At 70.4% G+C, this 26,520-nt stretch carries 20 protein-coding genes and 1 tRNA gene; 14 read left to right on the top strand and 7 right to left on the bottom strand.

Annotated elements, in window-relative coordinates:
• Nucleotides 1-173: 173 nt before the first annotated feature.
• Both DFJ69_RS10540 and DFJ69_RS10535 read right to left on the bottom strand, forming a co-directional pair.
• Nucleotides 174-842, bottom strand: coding sequence for a response regulator (locus DFJ69_RS10540; protein ID WP_116026542.1), 669 nt, complete (start codon nt 840-842; stop codon nt 174-176).
• Nucleotides 839-2,803, bottom strand: a complete 1,965-nt coding sequence (locus DFJ69_RS10535; RefSeq protein WP_425453323.1) for an ATP-binding protein — start codon at nt 2,801-2,803, stop codon at nt 839-841. Before DFJ69_RS10535 ends, DFJ69_RS10540 begins: the two co-directional genes overlap by 4 nt.
• Nucleotides 2,804-3,118: 315 nt before the next feature.
• Between DFJ69_RS10535 and DFJ69_RS10530 the strand changes: the two genes are divergently transcribed.
• Nucleotides 3,119-3,388, top strand: coding sequence for a hypothetical protein (locus DFJ69_RS10530; RefSeq protein WP_147312268.1), 270 nt, complete (start codon nt 3,119-3,121; stop codon nt 3,386-3,388).
• 339 nt (nt 3,389-3,727) lie between these two features.
• Here DFJ69_RS10530 and DFJ69_RS10525 read toward each other — a convergent pair whose 3' ends face one another.
• Complete coding sequence (locus tag DFJ69_RS10525) at nt 3,728-4,627, bottom strand: LysR family transcriptional regulator (protein WP_116022304.1); 900 nt, start codon at nt 4,625-4,627, stop codon at nt 3,728-3,730.
• Between the two features lie 75 nt (nt 4,628-4,702).
• On the opposite strand from DFJ69_RS10525, the gene DFJ69_RS10520 reads away from it, so the two are divergent.
• The 5 genes from DFJ69_RS10520 to DFJ69_RS10500 all read left to right on the top strand — a co-directional run bounded on the left by DFJ69_RS10520 (nt 4,703) and on the right by DFJ69_RS10500 (nt 9,231).
• Complete coding sequence (locus DFJ69_RS10520) at nt 4,703-5,245, top strand: cysteine dioxygenase family protein (protein ID WP_116022303.1); 543 nt, start codon at nt 4,703-4,705, stop codon at nt 5,243-5,245.
• A gap of 1,219 nt (nt 5,246-6,464) precedes the next feature.
• Nucleotides 6,465-6,755: a WXG100 family type VII secretion target gene (locus tag DFJ69_RS10515; protein WP_116022302.1), complete on the top strand. Its 291-nt coding sequence runs from the start codon at nt 6,465-6,467 to the stop codon at nt 6,753-6,755.
• Entirely contained in the window at nt 6,752-7,996 is a 1,245-nt protein-coding gene (locus tag DFJ69_RS33725; RefSeq protein WP_147312267.1) for a WXG100-like domain-containing protein, read from the top strand. Before DFJ69_RS10515 ends, DFJ69_RS33725 begins: the two co-directional genes overlap by 4 nt.
• A gap of 14 nt (nt 7,997-8,010) precedes the next feature.
• Nucleotides 8,011-8,394, top strand: coding sequence for a hypothetical protein (locus DFJ69_RS10505; RefSeq protein ID WP_116022300.1), 384 nt, complete (start codon nt 8,011-8,013; stop codon nt 8,392-8,394).
• 555 nt (nt 8,395-8,949) lie between these two features.
• Complete coding sequence (locus DFJ69_RS10500) at nt 8,950-9,231, top strand: hypothetical protein (RefSeq protein ID WP_116022299.1); 282 nt, start codon at nt 8,950-8,952, stop codon at nt 9,229-9,231.
• 587 nt (nt 9,232-9,818) lie between these two features.
• On the opposite strand, the gene DFJ69_RS10490 is transcribed toward DFJ69_RS10500, so the two are convergent.
• Nucleotides 9,819-9,891 (bottom strand) — tRNA-Glu (locus DFJ69_RS10490).
• Between the two features lie 62 nt (nt 9,892-9,953).
• Entirely contained in the window at nt 9,954-12,641 is a 2,688-nt protein-coding gene (locus DFJ69_RS35475; RefSeq protein ID WP_245974237.1) for a metallophosphoesterase, read from the bottom strand.
• A gap of 32 nt (nt 12,642-12,673) precedes the next feature.
• Between DFJ69_RS35475 and DFJ69_RS10480 the strand changes: the two genes are divergently transcribed.
• Together DFJ69_RS10480 and DFJ69_RS35470 are read left to right on the top strand one after the other, a co-directional pair.
• The gene (locus DFJ69_RS10480) at nt 12,674-13,015 is read left to right on the top strand and encodes a metallopeptidase family protein (protein WP_211328577.1); all 342 of its coding nucleotides are present in this window, start codon (nt 12,674-12,676) and stop codon (nt 13,013-13,015) included.
• A gap of 384 nt (nt 13,016-13,399) precedes the next feature.
• Entirely contained in the window at nt 13,400-15,949 is a 2,550-nt protein-coding gene (locus tag DFJ69_RS35470; protein ID WP_245974235.1) for an MFS transporter, read from the top strand.
• A 64-nt stretch (nt 15,950-16,013) separates the two neighbouring features.
• Here the strand turns inward: DFJ69_RS35470 and DFJ69_RS10465 are convergent, their stop codons facing one another.
• Nucleotides 16,014-16,388, bottom strand: a complete 375-nt coding sequence (locus DFJ69_RS10465; protein WP_245974234.1) for a PspC domain-containing protein — start codon at nt 16,386-16,388, stop codon at nt 16,014-16,016.
• A 360-nt stretch (nt 16,389-16,748) separates the two neighbouring features.
• Here DFJ69_RS10465 and DFJ69_RS10460 point away from each other — a divergent pair, with 360 nt between their 5' ends.
• Nucleotides 16,749-17,909 (top strand): GH25 family lysozyme, encoded by a 1,161-nt coding sequence (locus DFJ69_RS10460; protein WP_116022296.1) that lies wholly within the window; start codon nt 16,749-16,751, stop codon nt 17,907-17,909.
• A gap of 53 nt (nt 17,910-17,962) precedes the next feature.
• Here DFJ69_RS10460 and DFJ69_RS10455 read toward each other — a convergent pair whose 3' ends face one another.
• Nucleotides 17,963-18,547 (bottom strand): cadmium resistance transporter, encoded by a 585-nt coding sequence (locus DFJ69_RS10455; RefSeq protein ID WP_211328576.1) that lies wholly within the window; start codon nt 18,545-18,547, stop codon nt 17,963-17,965.
• Nucleotides 18,548-18,724: 177 nt separating this feature from the next.
• Here DFJ69_RS10455 and DFJ69_RS10450 point away from each other — a divergent pair, with 177 nt between their 5' ends.
• From DFJ69_RS10450 to DFJ69_RS10430, 5 genes are all read left to right on the top strand, one after another.
• Complete coding sequence (locus DFJ69_RS10450; protein WP_116022294.1) at nt 18,725-19,219, top strand: hypothetical protein; 495 nt, start codon at nt 18,725-18,727, stop codon at nt 19,217-19,219.
• The gene (locus DFJ69_RS10445; protein WP_211328575.1) at nt 19,219-20,616 is read left to right on the top strand and encodes a hypothetical protein; all 1,398 of its coding nucleotides are present in this window, start codon (nt 19,219-19,221) and stop codon (nt 20,614-20,616) included. Before DFJ69_RS10450 ends, DFJ69_RS10445 begins: the two co-directional genes overlap by 1 nt.
• A 101-nt stretch (nt 20,617-20,717) precedes the next feature.
• Nucleotides 20,718-22,115: a vWA domain-containing protein gene (locus DFJ69_RS10440; protein WP_425453417.1), complete on the top strand. Its 1,398-nt coding sequence runs from the start codon at nt 20,718-20,720 to the stop codon at nt 22,113-22,115.
• Nucleotides 22,116-22,158: 43 nt separating this feature from the next.
• A complete protein-coding gene (locus DFJ69_RS10435) occupies nt 22,159-23,274 on the top strand; it encodes an ATP-binding protein (protein ID WP_116022291.1) in 1,116 nt (371 codons plus the stop codon).
• Nucleotides 23,275-23,549: 275 nt separating this feature from the next.
• Nucleotides 23,550-26,312: a DUF5682 family protein gene (locus DFJ69_RS10430; protein WP_245974233.1), complete on the top strand. Its 2,763-nt coding sequence runs from the start codon at nt 23,550-23,552 to the stop codon at nt 26,310-26,312.
• The last annotated feature ends 208 nt before the right edge of the window (nt 26,313-26,520 follow it).

The raw sequence follows: 26,520 nt of genomic DNA, 5'->3' as shown, positions 1-26,520 counted from the left end.
CCCTCCGCAACGCGCGTCGGCCGGACGTTGTGGAACGATCCATGCACGGGCTCGCGTCGAATCGGAGCGCGGCCACCTCACCGAACTCCGGAATCGGCTCCCTCCGACCTGATCACGGCCGGCCCGGCTTCTCGCCCTCTCGTCCTTCGGCCCTCACCGGCCCGCCACGCCCGTCAGGTGGCTCCGCGGGGGGTGGCGAGGCCCATGTCGTACGCGAAGATCGTCGCCTGCACGCGGTCGCGCAGGCCGAGCTTGCCGAAGATCGCGTTGACGTGGGTCTTCACCGTGGCGGTCCCGATGCCCAGGACGGCGGCGATCTCGGTGTTGTTGAGGCCCCGGGCGACGTTGCGCAGGACGTCGATCTCCCGGTTGGTGAGCAGCCCGAGGCGTTCGTCGGGGCGGGGGCGTGCGCCGACGGAGCCCGTGACGAACGCGTCGATCAACTGGCGGGTCACCGCCGGGGCGAGCATGCCGTCGCCCTCCGCCACGGTACGGATCGCGTCGAGGAGATCCTGCGGGTCGCAGTCCTTGAGCAGAAAACCCGAGGCGCCCGCACGCAGCGCACCGAAGACGTACTCGTCACGCCGGAACGTCGTGAGCACCAGCACCCTGGTCGAGGGCGCCACCGCGGCCAGTTCACGGGTGGCCTCCAACCCGTCCATGCCGGGCATCCGGATGTCCATGAGCACGACGTCCGGACGGCGGTCCGCGACCGTCCGCAGGACCTCGGCCCCGTCGCCGGCCTGGCCGACGACCGTCAGGTCGGGCTCCTCATCGATGATCGCCGCGAATCCCACCCGGACCACCGCCTGATCGTCGGCCACCAGCACACGGATCGTCACGGCCTCGCCTCCAGCGTCTCGAGCAGTTCCCGCATCCCCGCCAGCGCGGCCCGCGCCTCGGCGGCCACCACGGCGAGCGCGGCCCGCCGGTCGTCCGCCGGGCCGCCGCGCAGCGCCGACTCCCCGGTACGCACCAGGCGAACGGTGTGGTCGAAGACCGCACCCCGCAGGCCGACGGCGACCTCGTACCGTTCGGCCCGTACGACGTGGTCGGTGCGCACCGCCACCGCTTCCGCCATCGTCCGCTCCCACTCCCCGTCCCGGTGGCGCCTGGACCTGACGACCGCGCCCCACGCCCACAAGGGCAGCATGCAGAGCGTGACGAGGGCGCCGAAGAACACGAAGCCGATGACGGCGTTCCCCGCGGTGAACGGCTGCTCGGCCATACCCGCCATCGCGAGCAGGCCGCCCGCCGCGCCGGCCGCGACCGCGCCCCACAGGCCCCAGGCCACCGACGGCCCATAGACGGCCAGCGAGTACACCGCCACCGCCTCGGTGGGCCATGCCAGCGCCGGCGCTTGCAGCCGGCTCGGGTCGATCACCTCGGACAGGGCCAACCCGACCCAGACGATGTCGACACCGACCACGGCCGCCAGGGTCGCCACCGGGGCCTTCCGCCTCCACCACAGAACGAGCGCATGCACCGACAACAGCCCGATCAGGCAGGCCAGGCCGAGCGGAGAGGCGCGCAGGATCGGGTCCGGCGGGGTGACCGCGACCAGGGGCGGCCCGACGCACATGCCCACCGCCGCCACGTCCACCACCTCGTTCCAGCCGAGCTCGCGGCGGGAGCGGTTCGGCGCGGGAAGGGCGGCGTGGACCGACCAGCCGCCGTCCTCGGTGGGCCCCGCCCGCAGCGAGCCGCCGACCTTGGCCGCCCGGCGCCGCATGCCCTCGACCCCGCGCCCTCCGCCCAACTCCGCTCGGTCGTTCCAGTCCTCGCCCTTCTCGTTGCGAACGAGCACATCGACCGCGCCGGTGCGGTATTCGACGCGAACGGTGACCGGCGCTCCCATCGCGTGACGCATCGCGTTCGTCAGCGACTCCTGAACGACGCCGTACGCGGCTGCGACCGTCTCACCGGGCAGCGGGCGCGCATGGCCGGCCACGGTGACCGACACCGGGATGCCGAGGCGGGCCAACCCCCCGCACAGAGGCGAGATGAGCCCCCGCAGGTCGCCGTCCGGGAGGTCATCGGACGGCCGGCCCACCATGTCCACCATCCGGTTGAGCGCCGCCAGGACCTCCCGCCCCATGCCGACGGCGACGTCCAGCGCCTCCGCGACCATCTCGGGCCGCCGTTCCGCCAACCGGAGCGCGGCCCCGGTGTGCACGGTGACGGCGCTCAGATGGTGACCGGCGACATCATGCAGATCGCGGGCCAGCCTCTCCCGCTCGGCGACGGCCAGCAGCAGCCGTTCCCGCTCGGCCGCGCCCAGCCGGGCGGCGAGCCGCCGCCGCAGGCCCACCCGTCGACGGCGCAGCCGACCGAAGGCGATGACGACCGCGTAACCGGCGCCCTGCATCACGGCGGTCACCGCCGCCTCCACCGGCCCGCCCGCCGTCAGCACGGTGACGAGGCACCCGACCGAGGCGGCCACCGCCCCACCGATCACGGCGATCCGGGCCGGGCGGTGGACGACCAGCGAGTAGAGCGCCACCAGATCGGCCACCCAGAGCACCGGGGCGCCGGCGGAGGACGGAAGCGCCGCCCCTGCAGCGGCACCGACCACCACCGTGACACCCAGCACCGCCACCGGGCGCTCCCTGCGCAGGCACAACGCCAACGCCACGGCCGCACCGGCGACCAGCCCGAGCACCCGCTCCCGCACATCGACGGCCTCGTCGAGCATCGCCGCCAAAGCCCGGCCTGCGACGAGTTGGATCGCCAGCAGGGCCAGGGGCAGCACGACGTCATTCACTGGGGGCCGTTGTCGTGTCAACTCGCCGAACGAGGGCACCGGGCGACTCTAATCCCGTTCCGCTCGGTGCTGTCAATGGCCGGCCACCGATATGCGACTCGAGAACCCGAACGCCTCCACCCGTGGGTGGACCTTTCGTGGCACCTCGGGTCTGGAACCGATCCCTTCCGACGCAGGAGGCCGGCGGTCACTGTGGGCCTTAACGTTCTGATAGCGGCCTGAACAGGGACAGGAGACCTTGCACAAAGTCCCGCGCTCGGTGCGCAGGGCCACGGGGATCTCTACGGGATCATTTGCGAATCCCGACCCTTGAAACACGCCAGACATCGGCGCCTGTAAGGAAAGAGGTTAGGAATGAAAGCAGAACCGGACGCGAAATCACCGGCACGCGTGTCGGAGGCCGCCTGGGCGGCGACATCCTTCATCGCCTTCGCCGCATTCGGGGCGAGAACGCTGTCCCACGACGGCCTTCTCTGGTACGCGAGCCTCACGTTCACGGCGATCGCCATGCCGCTCTCGGCCGCCCTCCTGATCCGCTCGCTGCGGAACGGGACCGACTCATGGTCCTGGGCGAGCGTCGCTCTGTCCCTGGTGACCGTGACGCTGATCCGCTTGCTCGCCTAGCCGACGTCCCTTCAACACCGACCCAGGAGCTCGCGGGCGGCGCGCCCTTGCTCCGCAGGTACCGCGCTCGCGCCGGGCGTACTGCCCTCAGGGGCCGCGATCGACGAGGTGAGGTGGGGCGGCGGCGACCGGACGCCTGGGCGCGGAGGGGACTGAGCGGTGGACAGGGGTGTGCCTGTCGTCCGTGCGTGGTTCGGTGGCCTGTCATGGCTGCACCGATGACCGGCGGAGCGACGGCCGGTCCGTCCATTGGTGGGCACACGCGCCGGTTCGTTGCGTCCAGCGCCTGAAACACGAGCCGCCTCAAACCGTTCCTGAAAACGGCGAAGCCCACCCGGCCTAGTGCCGAGCGGCGTACGGCGGCACCGTGCCGCGGCCACGCTGCGCGACCGCCTCGAGAATCTCGAGCAGTGCGCTGGTGGCGGGCGGGTCCGGTGGCTCGCCATAGGTGACGGCGAAGATCTGCCGGGCGCTGCCCGCGATCTCGGTGGCGTGGATGCTCGGGGTGCGGTGCGCTTGCAGCGCCAGCCCGGGCAGGGCGGCGACCCCCATGCCGGCCGCCACGAGCGACTGGGCCAGGACCAGGTCGTCACTGGAGTACGCGATCCGCGGAGAGAAGCCGGCACGTTCGCAGGCGGTGACCATCGCCGCGCGACAGCGCTCGCACCCGCCGACCCAGGCGGAGTCGCGGTGGTCCTCCAATCGCTGGTCCGGCTCCCGACTGATCAGGTGGAGCGGGTCGTCCAGCAGGTGGGTCAGCCGGAATCCCTCCTCCTCGTCCGGGGTGTCGGCGTGCCGGAAGACCAAGGCGATGTCGACGTGGCCCGCGCGGAGCATCCGCAGCCCCTCGACCGGGTGCACGTCGACGAGGTTCAGCTCGATACCCGGGTACGACGCGGACAGCGCGGCCGCCGCCTCGGGCACGATCGTGCTGAGGATCGTCTGAAAGCCGGCGACTCTGACCCGCCCGGCCCGAAGGCCGACCTGGGCGGCCAGCTCGACGGAGGCCGCGTCCACGCGCCCGATGATCTCTCTGGCTCGCTGGGCGAGAAGCTCCCCCTCGGGGGTGAGCCGGATGCCACGGCCCGCGCGCCGGACGAGCCGGGCCCCGGTCGCGGCCTCCAGCCGCCCGAGGTGGTGGCTGACCGAGGGCTGGGAGTAGTGCAGCTCCTTGGCGGCCTCGGTCACCGACCCGTGGCGGGCGACGGCCTCCAGCACCCGAAGGTGCGTCAGATTCATGTATCAACATTATCTATGTACACCGGATGAACTTGGCATTAGACGTCATGACACTGAAGGGCGAGCATCATCGTCATGACCCGACAGCCGATCACGCCCATCGACTCGCCGCTCAGGCCCGGCCTGGACGCGCTCGTCGCACGTCTCCGACCAGCCGCCCGCCGCCGGGCGGATCCCCGGACGATCTCGCAACAGGTGGCCGACATGCTCGTGGAGACGAAGCCGAGCGTGGACCTGCTCACCGCGGCCGAGCGGGCCGGCTCACCCGACGGCTACACCCGGCACACCCTGCACACCGAGGCGACGTTCTCGGTGTCCGCCGTGGTGTGGAGACCGGGCCAGGTGACGGAGATCCACGATCACCTGGTGTGGTGCGCGTTCATGGTCCTGCAGGGCGCCGAAACCGAGACCCTGTACGACATCGACGGCGACCGCCTGGTCGAGATCGGCGATCGACGCCGACCCGCCGGCTCGGTCAGCGGTGTCGCCCCGCCCGACGACATCCACCGTGTCCGCAACACCGGCGACATGGTCGCGATCACGCTCCACGTGTACGGCACGGATCTCAGCAACGGCACCAGCGTGCGCCGCACCTACCGGCCCGGAGACGACCGGTAGGACCGCTGATCACCAACCGGCGACCATGGAATACGAACGCGAGGAGCCCTGAGCTGTTGTGGACGAAAAAGGCCTCGGGGTCGGCTCCGCGTACGAGGACTGAGTGGCCGCCTTGTCGCGGAGCGTTCCCGCGCGTCGGCGAACAGGCCGCTCAGGTAGGCGGTGGCGTCCGTGACCAGACACCCGCCGACCGTCGAGCACCCGACACCGCCGCGCAGGTGCTGGCGGTCTTCTCCTTCTGCGCCCACAAGGTGATCACCACCGGGGAGGGCGGCGTGCTGATCGGCGGTGCAGACCTGGCCCGCAGGCGCGTCTGGTGGGACGGCACGGCATCGACGCCCCGGTGTGGGAATGCCACGACGCCCGACGCACCGCCGACCACGCGGTGACCGTCCTGGGTTCGATGTACGTGACGGCCGACATGCCCACCGCGCTCAGGCTCCAGCAGTGGCGCAAACCGCCGGCCTTCACCCGGCGGCGCTGCAGAGTACACGTACGCCTTTACCGGGCTGCGGGCCTAGCCACCCGGGCCGTTCTGCCCGGGGCCGAACACGGCTGGTTCCCACCTTCATCCGCCCGACCGTGCCCCACTCACCCGCGATCACCCGGCCGTACGCCTCCGGGCGGCCACAACGTCGCCACTTCCGCCCTGGTCACCAACACTGCCGCGTCAAGCTCATCCCCGAAGCGACCCACAAACCGCCTCCGAGATGATCAACGCCACCAAAGACCCGCAAGCCAACCCAACAGGAACCGGCGACGACGGGTCTGCAGCCGTCTGTTGTGTGCCCCAACGTGACGCGTTCCTAAATGGCTGCCGGGTCACCGTCGGCAGGCCCGGCGTGAGTTGGTGATCAACATCTGGTTCAGCGTCGTGTGAGCGAGTCGCGATGGAGTGACCTCAACACCTGATCACCCTCAAGCTACTCAGCTATTTACGGAGAGTCATGCATCCAATTATAAAACAGGCCAAATATCCGAGTGACTCCGTGTGGTCGTACCTGACCGGATCCGGCCATCCGGATCACCTGGCCGGTCGGATCTGCCGTCGACTCGGTATGGTCCGAAGAAAGCCTGGCCGTTCTCTATGTGGCACGAACGGTCAGGTTCAGTGTTGGTTGTTAACAATTGGCCACCAGATTGTGGCGTGCTGGGAACTTCGCATAGTAGGGCCGATGGTGATGCTTCTAAAGCCGGTGAAAGTGTCAAAGGACCGCTGATGGTAGAGATCCGGGCAGAGTTCGCCGCATTCGATGAAGCAGAGCGCTTCTTTCGGCAGGCGCTCAAGGTGCTGCAGCGGGAGCTTGATGATCTGGAGGATGACCTCGAGACGTCATTGGAGCGCTGGGAGGGGGATGACAGAGCTGCATATGCAGTCGCCCGAGCCAAATGGAACAAGGCTGCTCGTGACCTCCACGCAGAGCTGGCAAGGTTGCATTTCGCGATCGAACGATCGCTTCGCAACTATCGCAACGCCGGCGCCACGAATGTGAGGATGTGGACGTCTTGACCAGGGTCTGGGTCAATACCGACCTTGTGGAGGGCGTTGCGAGGAACGCCGCAATCGGGCAGAACGGCATTGGTGCCACGTGGCAGCGGCTCGGCTCCGCGCTGGCCGGATCCGAAGGCATGGCGGGAAACCCCGACAAGGACAAATCTGCCGCCGAATTCGCGCCCGTGTACACACGAGCCGTTCAGGCGGCATGGCAAGGGTTCGCCGCCCTCCATCGGTCCACCGGGCAGATGTCGAAGGGTCTTACTCAGACCGCATTCAATCACCTGGAGGCCGATGACCGGTCGACGATCGGTGATCGCTTCTCGGTCGTTCCCGAACCGAGGTCATTTCTCGACAGTGTAATAAAGACCGAGGTCTCAGGTCCACTGAACGTTCCGCCGCCGCCGAGTGTGACGGGGCCAGGAGTGGAGCCGCCGAAATCACTTCTGGAAACGCTGACCGGTATCGACCTCATCGACACCTCTGACCTTTGGCCGACCGGAGACTCGACGGCACTGGCACGGGCATCCGCCTCATGGAAATCGGCCCATGACTCGTTGATCGCTATTCGCGGTGGCATTGTGGCCGACGTCAGGAAGGTCACCGAGCACAGTGACGCTCCTGATATCGATGCGTTCGGGTACTACTGGAAGAAGATCTACGCTCCTGGTGTCCAGAGTACCCTCATGGAGGGCCTTCCTCAGCTCTGTCTCAACATCTCCAGGGCCTGTGGCGAATATGCCGAGAAGCTGTTCCAGACTCGGGTCGAGATCAACGGTGTCGCCGGTAACCCCATCGCTGCGCTGATCGCAGTGGCTGCGCTGCGTGCGAGCCTCGCCGCCGCCGCGACCAAGCTGCTGCAGGCGGTGAGCGCGATCACCGCCGGAGTTCTCGCGGACCACATCATCACTTCGGTCACGATCGGTGCGGCCGGTGCCCCAGACCTTCGCATTCTCAAGGCGGAGCTGGACGACAGCGTCCTTCGAGAGTGGCAGGACCTTTCGGAGAATCCGCCGGACCCTGGAGATCTGGAAGGCGATGAGCAGCGAATAGCCGATGACCTGGGCTACACTCGTCAACAGATCGAGGATGCGATCCATGCGGTCAAGAACAGCCCTGGATGGCGAGGCCTGGGGGAAAACAGAAATCCGGATGTCGTCGTCGATGTCAATACCGGAGAAGTGTACCCCCGTACCCCGAGTGGGGTTGGCGAAGACAGTATCGGCAACATTAAAGACTATCTCCCGAGGAAATGATTGAAGGTGTCGTGATGGAGTGGTATCGGCAGATCGAGGATAGGAAGATCATGAATTTTCGTGATTCCCGAGTCCTTGAGATCAAAGTCGCTCCCGCGTTTCATCTTCGGCTGACCAACGGCGTGACGTTCGACTTCGATGGAACCGTGATGTACACGGTTGGTCGCAGGGGTGGTCCTCCCGCTCCACGGCCCCTGACGGAACTGCCACGGGAAGAGCTCTCGTCGGTCGTGTCCACAAGGCCGCTTTCGTGGGTCGTATTCAATGACGGCGCCCACCGCATCGCCTTCTCCAACGCGTGGGAACTCACCTTGGACCCGCAGGAGGGAGGGACTTGGCGTATGTCATTGAGTGATGGTGAGATCCTCACCCACCCGCCTGTTGATGTTTCCCAGTGATCTGGCGTCTTGAATCTGCACCTTGTTCCGGGTGCGGTGGCCCACGCCCTGGAGGCTCTGGCCAAGAACGGTGAGGCCGTTCTCACCCAAGAGTGTCCCGCCCTCTCAGCGATGCGCACGGATGACGGTCGAGCGGCGCGACGGCCGGGCCCACCGCGTCGGGGAGCCGGACAAGGGCCGTGTGCATCGCCCCGAACGCATCGGCGGACGCAACACGTCATGGGGCCTCTGAGCGCCCGAATGGGGGCAGGGCATCCGGGTCGCGCCCTGTTCGTATGGGGCCGTGGCGGGGGCTGCCGGGACGCGTACGGCGCGTGTCCCGGGGCGGATCGCCCGGGAGCGGTCCCAGGGGACGGGTGGGATGTTCGGGCCGGAGCCGGGCGGTGTCCTGGCGTGGACGTCGGGGCCTGCCGGGCAGGTCCTGGGATGCGACTGAGGGTGGGCAGGGGCCGGTGTTGCGGAGAGGGTGCGCCCAGGGCCCCTCACGCGCGTGCCTGCGATCTGCCTAGAACCCGCTCTGATCTGCGGTGCTTACGTGGACGATCTCAAGTAGCCGTGATCGGGTCGAGGAGCGGTGCGTGCCTGCACGAGGGCCTGGTCTCGGTCCAGACGTTCATCGCCGCGCATCAGGTCGGCCAGACCAACAACGCCACCCGCAAGACGTCCGGTCTCAACACCGCCCGCCCGGCCACCAAACGGTCGTACGTCCTGCGCTCCTACATCACCTGCGCCCAGTGTGGACGCCGCTTGGGCTGCAAGGACAGCCGGGGCCGCACCTACTACGTGTGCAGGCCGACCAAGGGCTACGCCCCCGAGGGGCACCCCAAGAGCATCTGAGTCCGCGAGGAACCACTCCTGGCCGGCATCACCGAGTTCTTCACCACCAGAGTCCTGGGCCCCAACCGGCACGTCCATCTCGCGGACCTGCTGGCCGACGCGGACGACGCCGCCGCCCGCAAACACCACCAGACCGTCTCGGCCCTGCGCAAGACCATCGAGGACCTGCAGACCCCGCGCCAACCGCCGCGCCGCCTCGAGCTACCCGACATCGACACCGGGGACGAGGAGTTCGCCCGCGACATCCAAGCCCGCGCCGCCGACCTCGCCGAACAACGCACCACCCGACAGGCCGAACTCCGCGAACTCGAAGCCACCAGAACAACCAAGGCGAGCCCCGAACTCCTGGACCGCTTCCCCCAAGGCCGGATCGACCTCACCCGCGCGCCCGAGCCGCTCCTACGAAGGCTGTTCGAGGCGTTCCGCCCTGAGGTCGACCACGACAAGGACGCCAACACCGCCGAGTGCCGCGTCACCCTCGTCCTCGAAGCGATCCCACCGCAACACCGAATCGCCCACGAGGTGATCAACGCCACCAAAGACCCCAACCAATACGGGGAACGGCGGGTCCGCAGCCATCTGTTGTGTGCCCCCAACGGGATTCGAACCCGTGCTACCGCCTTGAAAGGGCGGCGTCCTAGGCCACTAGACGATGGGGGCCCTGGCGGCTGTGCCGACTCCGTCAGCATAGGGGAATACGGGTCGGGACGCCTAAACGAACCCTAGCGCCGGCCCGTCGGGGACGGGGAGGTGGGTGGGGGTGTGGAGGAGGGGGTCGAGGTCGGGGGTGGGGCGGTCGGCCACTTCCTGGGGTCCAGGGATGGCCAGCGGGAGGGGGTGGGGGACGTGGTGGGGGCGGGGGCCGGTGGGGTGATGGCGCGGTCGGGGGAGGGCTCCAGGTGGCGTTCGATCTGGGCGGAGGTGAGGCCCAGGCCGCCGAGGCGGAGGTCGTCCCAGCCTTGGAGGCGGTTGGTGGCGCGGTTGAAGTAGAGGACGGAGAGCTCGATGGGGGTGGGCTCCTCGTGTTCCAGGCCGCGGAGGCCGGCTCCGCCGGTGGAGCCCTGGATGAACGTGCGGGTACCGGTGGGGAGCAGTTTGGTGCCGCGCTTGTGGGAGTGGCCGGACAGGACGAGCGGAGTGGTGCCGGAGAAGCTCTCGCCCTGGTTGGGGTCGTGGACGACGACGAGGTCCGGTGTGGTGCCGGCGACGCGTAGAGAACGGGCCTGCTGGGTGCCGAGGGTACGGAGCTGGGCCGCGGTGACGTCGTCGTGGCGGGTGGTCTTATCGGGGGTGAAACGGGGGTCTCCGACGCCGTAGATGCGCAGGCCCTCGACCTCCTTGGTCTCGTTGTCGAGGACGATCGCGTTCTGTTGGCGGGCGACGGCGCGTTGGGTGTCCATGGAGTCGTGGTTGCCGCGGACGAAGACGTACGGGATGCGGAGGTCGCCGATGCCCTCCACGAAGCGTTCCTCGGGCCCGCTCCCGTGGTCGGTGAGGTCGCCGGTGTCGATGATGAGGTCGGCCTGGAACTGGCTGCTGACCGAACGGACCACGTCCCACGCGGCCGGGTTGAGGTGGATGTCGGAGACGTGGACGATGCGCAGCGTCGAGGGATCCGGCTCGTACGTGGGGAGCGTGGACGTCGCCGCATAGAGGCGGGAGACGTTGCCGACGAGGCGGGCGAGTTGGGCGCGGTACTCGGAGAACCGTTCGACGATGCTCTCCACGTCGCCGACCACTTGGGGCGCGTTCGCCAGGAGGCCGGTGTAGCGGGGCTCGTTGATCGACTGCGGGCTGAACGTGGCGAACGCGAGCAGGCCGGTGGCCAGCAGCCCGCCGAACGCCGTTCCCATGGAGAGCAGGGCGCGGTGCCAGGACCGGAAGACCAGGAGGCCCGCGAGGAGAGCGGAGATCATCGCGAAGACGGTGGCGCGGACGGCGAGCACGATGATGCCGTGCCTGACCTGGCCGCCGACCCGGTCGGTGAGCCGGTCCAGTTCGGTGCCGTCCTCGATCAGGCGACGGGCGGGTTCGGCGTGCAGTTCGGCGAGGCGGGCCTCCAGCCGTACCGGACCCCAGTGGCTGTCGAGCCGTAGCGAGCCGAGCGGCGGGATGTGGACGGTCGTGCCGCCGTCCAAGGAGGGACGGATGGACAGCGCCACGTCGGCGGGCCCGACCGGGGTCTCCACGCGTCCGCCGAGCAGCATCCCGATCATGCCGCCGGCCAGCCCGACGACGACCACCAGGAGGACGCGGGTGGCACGATGATGAGCGAACCCGTCCAGCCTCGCCCGCCAGGGCCCTCGTGGGCCGCCGGGGGGCTTCGCCTCGGGTCGCGGGGGGCGCGCCTGTTCGTCGGGGTCCCGACCCGGTTCTGTGGGGGCGTCCCGCTCGCCTTCAGGATCGGAACCGTTCCCCTCCGGAACGGGCTCGGACGCGCCGCTGTGCCCCATGGGGACATCGGGGCGGCCGCTACGTTCCCCACCGGTGTCAGGGGTATCGGCAGACTCGGCCCGCTCGGGACCAACATCGACGCCGACCTGCTCGGAGCCGGACTCGTCGGCACCAGGCGGCGTGCGGTCGGGGACGGGCGGGGCGTGGGCGTCGACGGGATCGTTCCCCTCCGGGCCGGCCGCCTGCGTCGTCGGGACGGGACCGGTGTGTCCGGGCGCGGGGTGCACGTTCCTGGCCGCCTGCGGCATCGGAACGGGGTCGGGGTCGCCGGCGTGGCCAGCCACAGGATGCGCGTCCGTGGCCGCCTGTGCTGTCGGATCGGAGTCGGTGGTGTGGCCAGGCGCGGAATGCGCGTACCGGGCCGCCTGCGGTATCGGAACGTGCTCGTAGTCGCCGGCGTGGCCGGGAGCGGGGTGCGCGTCCGTGGGGACCTGTGTCGTCGGGGCGGGGGCGCTGGCATGGACGGCCACGGCATGCGCGTCTCTGGGCTTCTGCGGTGCCGGGGCGGAGTCGGTGGTGTGACCGGCCTCGGGAAGCGTGTTCGTCGGGTCGGTCTGCTCTCTGCGACCGCCTGCGGAGTCTGGATCCAGGTGGGGGGCGATGGGCTCCGGGTGGGTGCCGCTGGGGTCGGACCGGGCGTCGTCGGCCTCGGTGAGGGCGGCGGCGTACGGGTGGCCCGTCCGCTGGGCCCGTCCGCGAGTCAGCCGGGGGCGGAAGGCTTTGGGAGCCGGGTCGGAAGGAACGGGATTCGGGGGACGGGTCCGCGTCGGAGGGGTGTCGGGCCGCCGGGGACGGCTCGGCCGCTCGAGGGGAACGGTGTCCGGGGCGGAGGGTGGATGGACCCCGTCGTACGGGTCGGGGTGGGCGTCCGCCCGTGCGGGCTGGTCGGGCCGGGGGGTCGTCCCCGGCGGGTCGGACAGGTCGGACAGTCGTCGGCGGAACCGTCCGAGGATCACGAATGCCTCCCTCCGTCGATGACAATGATGACGTGATCGAGCTGACGCGCGAGGCGTTCGAGGAGCTTGTCTCCGAGGCCCTCGACACCATCCCGCCCGAACTGACCCGGCACATGCGCAATGTCGTCATCCTGGTCGAGGATGAGGCACCCGAGCCCGGTCTGCTCGGTCTCTACCACGGCGTACCGCTCACCGAGCGCGGTGACTGGTACGGGGGCGTCCTGCCCGACCACATCTCGATCTACCGCAACGAGATCATGGAGATCTGCGAGACGGTCGAGGACGTGGTCGACGAGGTACGTATCACTGTCGTCCATGAGATCGCCCATCACTTCGGCATCAACGACGACTGGCTGCACCGCCATGGTTATTAGTCCGCCGGGATAGGCCGAGGCCGGACGGCGAGGTCGCCCCCGGTGTGCCGGGACCGCCACACGGTCCGAGGGCGTCCGAACGGAGCCGGGCGCCCCGGGCCCCTTCCGCGAGCGGGACCCAGGCCGGGTACGGCGCCGTGATCGGCCCCGCCCCTCCGTCGGGGTGAACGGAGCGGACCCCCTCGGGGAGCGCTCCCTCGGGGCCTCGGACGGCGGTACGGGTGTCCTCGAGGTGAGGGTGCTGGGACGGCGGCGGGAGGGGGTGTGGCCGCGGCGGTAATCGCTTCGAGGAATTGGGCACGCAAGGTCACATGGAAGCAACTCAGCGTGAGTTAATAGGGAGGTGGGCCGTCCAACGCCGGACGGACGGAGACTGGAGATGTCTTGGCGGGAAGGCAGGCGGGCAGGCACCGGCGTCCGCTGGAGCGACAGGCGACCTATCGTGAGGTCTTCGCCATAGGCGAGTTTCGGGCCCTATGGCTGGCGCAGGCGTTCTCCTACATCGGTGACCAACTCGCCCAGGTGGCGTTGGCCGTCCTCGTGTACCACCGTACGGGTTCCCCGCTGCTGACCGCCGTCGCGTACGCGCTGACCTACCTGCCGCCCATCGTGGGCGGTCCGGTGCTGTCGGGGCTGGCGGACATGTTCCCGCGGCGCTCCGTGATGGTGGTCTGCGACCTCGTGCGGGCGGCCCTGGTCGCGTTGATGGCGTTGCAGGCGATGCCGTTCCCGGTGCTGTGCGTGCTGGTCTTCCTGACCGTGCTGCTCGGCGCACCGTTCACGGCCGCGCGCGCCGCCCTGCTGCCGGACGTCCTCGACGGCGACCGGTACGTGGCGGGCTCCGCGATCAACAACATCACCCACCAGGCGACCCAGATGCTGGGCTTCGTCGCCGGGGGCGCGCTGGTCGCGGTGGTCGGGACGTACCAGGCGCTGGCCATCGACGCGATGACGTTCGGCGTGTCGGCGCTGATCCTGCTGCTGTGGCTGAAACCCCGGCCGGCCCCCCGCGAGGGCGGCCAGGAACGGATCTCGCTGTGGCGCAACACGCGGGCCGGGGCGAAACTCGTCTTCGGCGACCCGGCGCTGCGATCCCTGGTGTCGTTCGCCTGGCTGTGCGCGTTCTACGTGATCCCGGAGGGGCTCGCGGCGCCGTACGCGGCCACCTACCCGGGGAGCACGGCCGTCACCGTGGGGCTGCTGATGTCGGCGATGCCCACGGGCATGGTGGTCGGGGCGTTCGTGTTCAGCCGCTTCGTCCGCCCGTCCAACCGCATCCGGGCCATGGGCTGGATGTCGATCCTGGCCTGCGCGCCGCTGATCGGCTCCGGGCTGCACCCGCCGCTATGGGCGGTGATCCTGCTCTGGGCGCTGTCCGGGATGGGGAGCGCCTACCAACTCGCGGCCAACGCGGCCTTCGTCGCCGCGGTGCCCGCATCCGGCCGCGGACAGGCGTTCGGCCTCGCCCAGTCCGGGATCCTCGCCGGCCAGGGCATCGGCATCCTCGTCGGCGGCGTCGCGGCGGAGGTGCTCGGCCCGGAGACGGTGGTGGCCCTGGCGGGTGTCGTCGGCCTCTCCGTCGCCACCCTCCTCACGATGCTCTGGACGCCGGTACGCGGAGAGATCATCGCCTCGATGTTCGGCCGTTCGACCCCCGTGCCATCGGACGTCCCCGACCAGGACACCGCCGACCCCGTCCCGAACGCCCGTGAGGCCGCGACCGACCCCGCCCCTCAGGACACCCCGGCGATGGGCGGCCCCTCCAAGCCGACCGGCGGCACCGGCGCGACCCCCTCCACCAGACCCTCCGGCGGGGGTGTCGCGACGGACATCCCCGACACCGTGGCCATCGGGTCGGCGGAGCCCACCCCCGACCCCCTCGACGCCGACGCCCCTGGCGCCATCTCGCTGCTGAAGCCCACCGACGCCGACACCCCGAACGCATCGCCCCCGCCGTCATCGCCGAGCACGGACCTCACGACCCACCCCGTACGACCGACCACGGACGCCGCCGCCCGCACCCCCACCCCCACGAACGGAGCCGCCCCCGAAACCGAGCCTTCGCCCGAGGCCGGGCTCCCTTCCGCGCAAGCGGCCCACGTCGCGGGCGGGTCTTCAGCCGTGGACGGGTCCTCGCCGCCGCACTGGCTAGAGCCCACGACAGGGCCCGCGCCGGAGGCGGACCCTTCTCACGTGAACGGAGCCGAGCCCGCAGGTGCCCTCCCGTTCTCCACCGAATCCGCGCCCGAGGCCGAGCCCGAATCCGCGCCCGAGGCCGAGCCTTCGCCCGCGCCCAAATCCGCGCCCACGCCCGAATCCGCGCCCGCACCCAAGGCCGAATCCGCGCCCGAGGTTGAGCCTCCAGCCGTGGCCGAGCCTGCGTCCGAGGTCGGGCTTTCGTTCGTGGGCGAAGCTCACGGCGAGGACGGGGGCTCGTTCGGTGACGGGTCCTCGCCCGAGGAGGGCGACCAGGCCGAGGGCGGGGACGGGAGTCGTGAGGTGGGGGTGGTCACCGTGTGGGGGCCCTGGGAGGGGCCGGACGACGGTGGGTTGGGTGTCACGGAGCCTTTGCCCAAGGTCGGGGGGATGGCCGGCGCGGAGGTGGCGGAGCCCGACGGGGAGGTCTGCTTCGGCGTGGAGTCGTCTGATGAGGGGGTGGACGGGGCGGGGTGGACTCGTGTGGACGCGCCCGCCGAGGTCGGTGGGGCGGGGGGCTGCGGTGATGACGGGGGCGGAGTCGAGCAGCCGGTCATCGGTGTTCGGGCGCGTTCCGAGGAGGCGTTCGGCGAACGTTCCGTGGCGGGCGACGGGGGTCCGGAGTGTGGGCTTGCCGAGGCCGTGCAGGCGACGGCGGAGGCCTCGGGGGCCGAGGTCCGGCAGGTGATCGAGGACGCGCGCGAGGGTGATGACGGCCCAGGGGGCGGCGGCCGCTGAGGCGGTGGGCCGCCGCCGGGTGGGCGGTGGCGGGGCCTCCTCGCGGGGTGGGGTGTGCCGGGGATCAGCGGGAGGCCATGGTCTTGTTGAAGGCGTCCCGGGTCTTGGCCACGGTGTTCTGGACCTTCGGGTTGTCGCGGTTCTTGTTGATGACGTCCTGGGCGATGGAGGTGTCGCGTCCGGTCTCCGGGATCAGCAGCCAGCCGAGGACGTACAGGGCGATCCCCGAGCCGCCGAAGACGGTGAAGACGCCGAGCATCAGTCGTACGACGTTGGCGTCGACGCCGAGGAAGTCGCCGGCCCCGGCGCAGACCCCGCCGATCAGGCGGCCCTCGACGGGACGGCGCAGTTGGCGGGTGGGCTCCTTCATCCGGGGCGCGGCGGAGTCCGTGATCGGCGTGTCCGTGGTCTCGGCGGTGGTGTTCGTGTCGTTGTCCATGCCTCGATCGTGCCCCGTCAACGCCCTGCTCCACCTCGGGGATCCGCCCGGATTCGTCCCTGAATCGCCCCTGGTCCGAGCGGCCTTCCTACCCTGAGGCCACACCTCGTGAGGTACGTATCGGCGTGTCGGGCCGTGGGTCCGCCCGAGCGTGCGCGGGTGCTTCACCCCTTTTGTCACATCTGTTTCAGTAAGGTGTTGGCTCACCGGGTCCCGGCGTCGCTCCCGCACGCATCTCGTGGGGTGCGCTCCCCGAGTGGTCGTCGCATGGGCGCGCCAGGCCGTGATCTCGCCTCGCCCGCCTCGTCGGCCGTTCGTCGCCGGCCCGGATCGGACGACCCCAGGAGAGGTTGGAACCCAATGAAGCGTCTGACGGCCTTCGTCGCCGTGGGCCTCGCCACCGCGGCCGTGACATCCGGCGTCGCGTTCGCCGAGCCGTCCCCGCCGGGAGGTGGAGAGCTGCGCCCGGGAGAGGCGTACGCGGGTGCGGGTGATCCCCATCCGAGCGGCGGGGGTGTCGGTGCGGCGCGCGTGCCCGCCGGGCTCAAGGGCGTCGACGTCTCCAGCCACCAGATGGACAAGGTCAACTGGCCGGCGCTCAGGCAGAGCGGGGTGCGCTACGCCTTCGTCAAGGCGACGGAGAGCGCCGACACCTCCGCGAAGCCCGAGCAGGGTTACGTCAACCCCTACTTCGCGGGTCAGTACGGCGGTGCGCGCAAGGTCGGCATGATCCGCGGCGCGTACCACTTCGCCCAGCCGCACGAGTCGGGCGGGCTGCGGCAGGCCGACTACTTCATCAACCACGGCGGCGGCTGGACCCAGGACGGCTGGACCCTCCCGGGCGTGCTCGACATCGAGAACAACCCGTACGGCCATATCAACGGGCTGAACCAGTGCTACAACCTGACCAAGACCCAGTCGGTCAACTGGATCCGCGCGTTCGTCGACCGTTACCGGCAGCGCACCGGCCGGTACCCGATCATCTACACCACGACGAACTGGTGGAAGACCTGCACCGGCAACAACGCCGGCTTCGGCCAGAGCCCGCTTTGGCTCGCCAACTACGGCCCCACCCCGGGCCCGCTGCCCGCAGGTTGGCGCTCGCACACCTTCTGGCAGTACACGCAGAATCCCGAGGGCAGCCCGCTGGGCAACCCGAACGTCCTCAACGGCACCCTTCAGGGCCTCCAGAAGCTCGCCATCCAGGCCAGGACCAGCATCAACCCCGTGAACGCGACACCCGAGCCCGTCCGCAAGGGCCGTCCCGTGACGGTCTCCGGCAAGCTCTCCTTCCACAATGGATCCGCGTGGCGTCTGCTGAGCGGGCACCGCGTCTCCTTCTGGTTCCGGGCGAGCGGCACCTCGAAGTGGGTCTCGAAGGGCTCCATGCTCACCAACGCCAACGGCCAGTTCCGCAAGGCCTTCACCGCCCAGCGTGACGGCTTCTGGCGCGTGTACTACCCGGGTGCGCCCCGGTACTTCTCCACCACCAGCGCGAACGACTACGTCGACGTTCGCTGACCCGTTCTCGTGAACGGCCCGGGGGCGCGTGAACGTCGCGCCCCCGGGGCCCGTCAGAGGACGCCCGACTCCAGGACGATGACCGTCCCGATGGCGATGAAGACGGCCGGGACGATCCACCGGCCGTGGCGTTCGATGACCGCGATGACCCTCCGGTGGGAGCCCAGCCACGAGGCGGCCAGACACCACACGGCCACCCCCGCCGCGAAGACCACCACGGTCGCGCCCACCGGTCCCGCGCCGATCGTTCGGAACACGGGTGTGTAGACCGAGATGTTGTCGGCTCCGTTGGCGATCGTCACCCCGGCGACCGAGAGCAGGCCCGTGGCCACGGCGGGGGAGTCGTCGGAGTCCGTCCCCCGGGCCCGGAGCAGCCCGCGCACGCCGAGCGCGAACGGCACCAGCCCGAGCAGGCCCACCCGGTCGTCCGGCACGATCGTCAGGCCCAACGCGGCGACGAGCGACACGAGGACGAGGACCGCGATCCCCGCGTACTGCCCCGCCCAGATCTGCCAGACGCGGGGACGCCCACCGGCGCGCGACGCCAGGAACAGAACGGTCAGGACGATCAGGTCGTCCACGTTCGTGCCGGCGAACATTCCCACGGCGGTGCCGACCGTGCCCATCATCCCGTCCATGCCGGGACCCTAGGGGCCGCGCGCCATGGTGAACGGCCTCGAAAGCGCATTCACAGCCCCGAACAATGAACGAACTCTCATGTCGGCCGCCCGTTTGCGGGGCTCGCCGGATTCTGTCGTAGGCGACCGATAGAACTATCGACATCCGACGAACCGCGAGGGTGGAGGTCGAGACGCATGAGTTCCGGCGAGGCCGGGTGGGAGGAACGGAGCGCGGTGCGCGTGGTGCCGCCCGTCCAACCGCGCAAGCTGGTCAAGGTGCCGTTCGTCGAGCTGGCGGACGGCCGATTGCAGGGGGTGGTGTCGAGCGGTTCGGACATCGCCCGGGTGTACGTTTCGTCGATCGCGGCGGAGACGCACGACTTCAATTGCAGCACCAACAACAATCGGCCGTGCGGTGGGGTCGGGGGCGGCTATCGCTGCAAACATCTCCAGGCGTTGGTCGATGAGGCGGTCAGGCAGTACGGCCTCGAACGCGTCGCGCGTTACTTGAAAGTCGAGGCCTCCGAGGGCGACGACCTGGATTCGCTGCTCCGGGGCTCCCATGAGAAGGCCCCGGCCGCCGTGGTGTTCAGTCGATTCCTGCGTCACCTGACTTATCTGGAGGTTCCGGCGAGCCCGGAGCCCCTCGCTGAGATGCACTGGTTCCCGGCCTTGGGGGCGGTCCGCTGATGCAGGGAGCACACCTCGAGGCGGCCGTCCGGACCCCGCCCGGCGTCGTGGAGGCGTTGCAGGTGGTCGCCGGGTTCGACGCCGCGCTCGCCAACGGCCTCGCCCGGCTCGGCCCACGGCACACCGAGTCCCTCAACGCGCTGGCCGGTGCGGTGGGAGCCTCCCCGCTGGGCACGGTGTCGGCGGACGCGATCGGCAAGCTCGCCGCCGGCTCCATCGGCGTCACGGAGCTGTCCGCGCCGGCGGGGGCGCGCGCCGCGATCCTCGGCTCGGTGCACGACGCGCTGCTCGCGGGGCTCGACGACGCCCTCGGCCGGTCCCGTTCCGCGTGGGAGGAACGTCCCGCCGATCCGCCGCCTCCGGAGCCGGTGCCCGCCGGCCCGCTCGCCGGAGCCCGGTCCTGGTTGCAGGAGCTGGCCATCGCGGGCTGGCTCGGCGTCGACGACGGCCTGGTGTCGGCCGCGGACCAGCCGCTCGAGGCGCTGTGGGCCGAGCCGCGGCTGCGTCGCCTCGCCGTGCTGCTGGACGGCCTCGCGGCCGAGCTGCGCGCCTCGTGCCCGGTCGCGACGATGGAACGGCTCCCGGAACGCCGCTGGGCCGACCTGTGGACGCGGGCCGTGCTGCTGGCGCACTCGGGGAGCTGGACGGGCGGCACGACCGCCGTGTCCGGACGGCTTCTGCCTTTGGGGGTCGACGTCCACGAGCACGGGACGACCGTTCAGGCACAGGTGCACGCGGTGTTGGAGCCCCACGGGGAGGGGCCGGTACGGCTCGTCCGCGTCGCCGTCGCCGCCGCCAAGGTCGACACGATCCTCGGCCCTTCGGTGTGGCGGCTCCTGTCGGCGTACCCGACGCTGCTGGCGGCCCTCGCCGGTCATCGGGCCATGGACGTCTCCGACATGCCCCTGACCGCCGGCGGCGACCTGCTCTGGGACGAGGAACGCGCCCAGACGGGAGACGTCGCCGACCCGTTCGCGACGGCCCGTGTCCGGCTCCCCGACGCGGTGGCCCCGGCCGTCGCGCCGCTCGACCGTCATCCGGTGCGCATCGCCGAGCCGGTGCTGGTCGAGGGCTACAAGGTCCGACGCGACGGCACGTTCGACCTGAACGGAGAGGCCCTCGCCATCGACCTCGACCGGCTGCCGCCGAGCGGCCCGCTCACCGAGCAACTCGTCAAGGCGTCCACGGCGTGCCTCGGCCTGCTCCGCTGGGACGCCGGGCGGTGGACGCTGCAACCGCTGGCCGTGCAGAGCACCGTGAAGCGGCAACCGGTCGAGGCGCACAACGGCGACTGGGCGCTGGGCCCCACCGACCCGAAGGTCGTCAAGGCCCAGGCCCGTGCCGGCGACGCCGTGGCCGTCCTCACCGAACGCGCGGGAAGGCTGCTGCGGAAGTGAACCAGAGCGAGAACGACGACGTCCGCCGGCAGGTGCTGCTCTGGCGGCTGCTGGGGCGGGTGTTCCACGCCGAGGAACAGCCCGCGCTGGAGAACGCGAGCATGGCGATCGTGCAGGAGCGCGGACTGCCCGCAGCCTTGCTCGACCCGGGCATCTCGGTCGACACCCTCCTGCAGCGGTTCCCCGAGCTGGAGCCGGAGATCATCGACCCCTTCGCCCCCGCTCCCGCCGACACGACCCGCGATGAGGGCGGCGCGTTCTATGGGAAGGGCGCCGCAAGTGGTGCGGGCGGTGGTGAGGGCGGCGCGGGGGGTGGTGATCGGGTGCGGCGTACGGCGCTGGTGTCGAAGCTGCTGGTGAACGTGTTCTGTACCTGCAGCGGCAACGTCACCGCGAGCGATCTCGCCGCCTGGCAGCGCGACGCCGAATGGCTGCGACGCGCCCTCGGCACGAGCCCTGGCCTGGGCGCGGAAGGGTTCGGTGCGGGTGCGGGCGCGGGTGAAGGTGAAGGCGTGGGTGGTGGGCGGTCGGCGGCCGGGTTGCGCCTTCCCGATCCCGGGCGCGGTTCGGGCGGCGGGCCCGGGCAGGGCTTCGACGTGAACGAGGGTGAGCTCAAGCGGATCCTCGGCGAGCTCGAAGGCGACCTGGTGTCCCGGATGCGGCTGCGCGAGGTGCTGGCCGACCCGGCGCTGGCCCGGCAGCTCACCCCGAGCATGTCCCTGATCGAGCAACTGCTGCGCGACAAGCACAACCTCTCCGGCGAGGCGCTCGCCAACGCCAAGGGCCTGATCCGGCGTTACGTGGACGAGGTGGCCGAGGTGCTGCGGACGCGGGTCGAGCACGCCGGCGCCGGCAAGATCGACCGCAGCGTGCCGCCCAAGCGGGTGTACCGCAACCTCGACCTCGAGCGCACGATCTGGAAGAACCTGGTCAACTACAGCCCCGAGGACGAACGGCTCTACGTCGACCGGCTCTTCTACAAGCACACCGCCAAGCGCAGCACGCCCGCGCGGATGATCGTGGTGGTCGACCAGTCCGGGTCGATGGTGGACTCGATGGTCAACTGCACCATCCTGGCGTCCATCTTCGCCGGGCTCCCCAAGGTCGACGTTCACCTGATCGCCTACGACACCCGGGCGATCGACCTGACCCCCTGGGTGAACGATCCGTTCGAGGTGCTGCTGCGCACCAAGCTCGGCGGCGGCAACGACGGGCCGGTCGCGATGGCCATGGCGCGCCCGAAGATCACCGACCCGCGCAACACGGTCATGGTGTGGATCTCGGACTTCTACGAGTTCGACCGCTCCCGACCGCTGCTGGAGGGGATCAAGGCCGTGCACGGTTCCGGGGTGAGATTCATCCCGGTCGGGTCGGTCAACAGCTCCGGGCGGCAGAACGTGGAGCCCTGGTTCCGGCAGCGCTTCAAGGAGCTCGGCACGCCGGTCATCTCCGGCCACATCGACAAGCTCGTGTTCGAACTCAAGACCTTCCTGGGCTAGGCCCAGACCTCACGTCCCGTATGACCCGTAGAGGAGTCCCCGAATGTCCGACGACATGTTGCGCGCCCCGGCCGAGGTCAAGTACGCCGACGAGCTCGACTACCTGGAGTCGATCGACGACGGGCACAAGCCGTTCTCGTGGCGGCTGAGCCCGCGGATGGTGCGCACGTTCATCCTGGGTTCCGAGCGCTCCGACGGCCTCGATCGGGAGATCCCGCAGAAGTGGTTCGGCGACCGGACCTTCGTGGAGCGCTCGATCGTCACGCTGGCGTCCGACCGCGGGCTGCTGCTGATCGGCGACCCGGGCACCGGCAAGTCCTGGCTGGCCGAGCTGCTGTCGGCGGCGATCAGCCGCAACTCGACGCTGGTGGTGCAGGGCACCGCCGGCACCACCGAGGACCACATCAAGTACTCCTGGAACGTCTCCATGGTGATCGCCAAGGGGCAGTCGCGGGAGTCGATGATCCCCTCGCCCATCATGACCGCGATGGAACGGGGCGTGATCGGCCGCTTCGAGGAGCTGACCCGTTCCACCAGCGACGTGCAGGACGCGCTGATCTCGATCCTGTCCGAAAAGTACGTCTCCGTGCCCGAGCTGGACACCGACAACACCGTGTTCGCCCAGCCCGGCTTCTCCATCATCGCGACGGCCAACAGCCGCGACCGGGGGGTCAACGACCTGTCCTCGGCGCTCAAGCGGCGCTTCAACTTCGTGCGCATCCCCATGGTGACCAGCAAGAAGGCCGAGTCGGAGATCGTTCGGTTCCGGACCACCGAGCTGCTGCGGCGGCACCGGATCGAGCTGGAGGTCGCGCCGTCGCTGCTGGAGGTGCTGCTGCAGAGCTTCGCCGACCTGCGCGCCGCCGCCGCGTCCGCCCGCAGCGACGACGAGAAGCTGGAGTCGGCCCTGTCGACGGCCGAGCAGATCGGCGTCCTGGAGGACGCGATCCTGCACAGCCGGTTCTTCGGCGAACGCGAGCTGCGCGCCGAGACGCTCGCGTCCTCCCTGGTCGGCTCCCTGGCCCGCCGCACCCCGGAGGACCTGGCCATCCTCAACAAGTTCTGGCACGGCGTCGTCGAACCCCGCAGCAAGAAAGAGGAGGGCGAGTGGCAGGGCTTCCTGCAGGGCGGCCGCGAAGCACTGGCGAAGCTGTCGTGACCCCCCCGACGACCGACGGCGCGACGGGCGACGCCCCCCGTTCCGTAGCCGGCCCAACGACCGGTGCCGCGCCCGCGACGACGGCCGTTGCCGCGAGTGGTCGGGCGAACGGTGCCGTGGCCGGTCCAGGGGCTGGCGGTGCGGGTGGTTCGTTGACCGTCGACGTGACCGCGGCGGGGGTCGTTGCCGGGAGTGGTCGGGCGGACGTTGGTGTGGAGGCTGGTGTGGCGGCGGGGGTTGTGGCCGGGGTCGTGACGGATGGGGGGAGTGGGGCCGTGGTCGGGCCGGTGGGGGGGATGGAGGTGGACGTGGGGCCGTTCGGGGGGTTGCGGGAGCAGTTGCTCGGGGCGGCGGAGCGGTTCGGGGCCGGGCCGGTGGCGGAGATCCTCGGAGGGCTGGTCGAGGACGTCGATCGGGCCTTGCGCGAGCCGTTGGAGATCTTCCCGGTGTGCCACCACTCGCCGTCCTCGGCGACGGCGATGGCGCGGCGGCTGCGGGAGAAGCGGCCGAAGGTCGTCTACCTCGAGCTGTGCGAGGACATGCGGCCGTTGCTGGACGAGCTGCACAACTGCACGCTGCCGGTCGCGCTGCAGGCGTTCGCCACCGACCTCGACGGGTTCCCGGCGGACTGGGCGCCGCTCAGCGTGGTGGCGCCGATCACCGAGGCGTCCGCCGAGTACCAGGCGATCTCGTACGCGCTCACCACGCCCGGCGTGGAGTTGGTGCTGGTCGACCGGTCGACCGACCACGTCTTCCAATGGGAGCCGCGCGGGGGCGACGACGAGGCCGCCGGCAAGGGCAAGGGCAAGGGCGAGGGCGAGGGCGAGGGCGAGGAGGCGGGGCTGCACGGCGACGCGGTCGGTGTCGAGATCGGCGACCTGCGACCGCGTTTCGCCGAGTTGGAGGAGCACCTGCTCCACCACGGTAAGGTGCGGCACTGGTCGGAGTGGTGGGACCAGTACGTCGAGCAGCCGCTGATCGACGCCGACCACGACACCTACCGGCAGGTGCTGGTGTTGATCGGCAGCCTGTTCCGGCGGCTGCGTCCGGAGGGCTCCGCCCGTACCACCGTCGACGAGGACCGCGAGCGGTACATGTGGACGCGGATGCGCGAGCACCTGGCGTCCTCCGGCGCGGACCCCGCCGACTGCCTGTACGTGTGCGGCGCGTTCCACGCGGCGAGCCGCGTCGAGGAGTTCGGGCTGCACGGGGCGACGGGCTCGTTCGAGATCACGCCCAGCACGGCCACGAGCTGGCAGTACGGGCTCATCCCGTCCAGCCACTCGGCGATCGAGGCGCAGTTCGGCCTCGCGCCCGGTTCGGTGTCGATCGCGGCCGCGACCTGGACGAAGGCGTTGCGGCGCAGCGGCCTCAAGCCGTTCCGGCTGGGCGGCGCGCGGACGAGGAAGACACTCGCCAAGAGCGCGAGGCCGCCCGCCGAGCCCGTGCCGGTGACCGACCGGCTGTCGGGCTTCCTGACGACCGCGCCCGCGCCGGACGGCCTCGACGAGCAGGAGCTGCTCGGCTGGTGCGTCGACATCGTGCGGCTGGCCCGCAAGAACGGGTACGCCTCCAGCACCGCCGACGCCATCGCGGTGTACGAGACGTCGATCCTGCTGGCCGGGGTCCGGGGGCGACGGCGGCCGACGCCGTACGACTTCCAGGACGCGGCGGTCACCTGCATCGAGAAGGACGCGGTACCGGGACGCCGTGACATCGCGCGGCTGTGCGAGATCCTGCTCGGCGGCGACCGGGTGGGCGAGGTCGGCTACGACGCGCTGCCGCCGCTGGCCCGCGACGTGCTCGACCGGCTCGCGCCGCTCGGCCTCGACCTGGAGAAGCGCACCATCCAGCGGGCGCTGCTCGACCTGGACACCGATCCGCGCCTGCGGCCGTGCTCGGACCTGCTGTGGATCCTGCGGCGACTGCTGCCCGATGACGTCGTCCGGCCCATCATGGGCTCGCGTCGCCTGGGCGAACGCGCCATCCAGGAGAGCTGGGACCTGGCGATCGGCCGCAACATGCGCGCCGTCGTCGAGCTGGGCTACGAAGGTGTCACCCTCGAGCAGGTGCTCGAACAGCGGCTCCGCAAGGCGGTGCACGGGCCCCGGGCGACCGCCGCCACCGCCCTCGCCGCCGTGGAGGACTCCCTTCTCTACCTGGGCGGCCGGCGCTTCACCGACGAGCTGGGGGCCCGCGCGGTCGAGCTGCTGGCCGCCGAACGCACGGTGGACGACGCGCCCGAGGTGCTGCGCCGGATCCGGCGGCTGCTCACCCACTACCAGGCGACCGCACCGGAGCTGCCGGAGTGGTGCCGGGCGTTCGTCGCGGCCGGCTACGCGCACTACTGCACGCTGCTGCCGACCGCGTTCACCGACGACGCCACCGGGGTACGGCAGGTCGCGGCGATGCTCGGGTTCCTGCTCGGGATGGAGAGCCTGGCGCTGTCCCTCGGCTGCGACCACACCCAGTTGGAACTGGCCGTCCAACAGTCGCATCCGGAGTCCCCCGCCAAGGTCGCCCTGCTGTGGGCGGCGCAGACGCAACTGGGTCTGCTCCCGCTGGACGAGCTGCGTCGGCGGTGCGACGAACTGCTGGACAACCCCTTGGTGGTGCCGTCCTTCCCGCTCTACCTGAGCGGTTTCGTCCAGGCCCTGGAGCCCGCTCCCGCGCTCGCGTCGCTCGTGGTGGAGATCCTCTCGAAGGCGTTCGCCCGGCTTCCCGACTCCGTTCTGCTCCCGTGGCTCCCGAAGCTGATCACCACGCTGAAGGACCATGCGGCGGAGATGGTCCCGGTGCTGATCAGGGAGGCGGGCCGCACGTTCCCCGCCACCCTGCCGGCGCTGGACTCCTGGGTCCCGCCCTGGTCGGCCCCGACATCCCCCGCCGCACCGACCGCCCCCGTCCCCGACGGCGGCCCGGCCGGAGCCCTCCTGGCCTCCCACCCCGCCACGTGCGACGCGGTGGCCGCCCTCTTGGGCCTGCCCCCCGACTGGCCGACCCCGGCGGCTACGGCACCCGGGGCCGCACCGGGGTGACCGCGCTCCTGGTCGAGCATCCCGCCACGGCCGAGGCGGTGGCCGCGCTGCTGAGGTGAACGATGCCGTTCGCCGGGGGAGGAGGGGACTTCGACGCACTCGTCGCCGTTGGGCCATCGGACACCATGCGTCGAATGCGGACGGTCGTTACAGGGATTGCCGGGCGGCCCTTCCTCCGTACGAGAACCGGCCGCCGTCGTGCGGACAC

Origin of the sequence: Thermomonospora umbrina (assembly GCF_003386555.1) — a bacterium.
In the GTDB taxonomy this organism is placed as follows: domain Bacteria; phylum Actinomycetota; class Actinomycetes; order Streptosporangiales; family Streptosporangiaceae; genus Thermomonospora; species Thermomonospora umbrina.
Note: the sequence above shows the minus strand (reverse complement) of the source record. Positions and strands in the feature narration are given on the sequence as shown.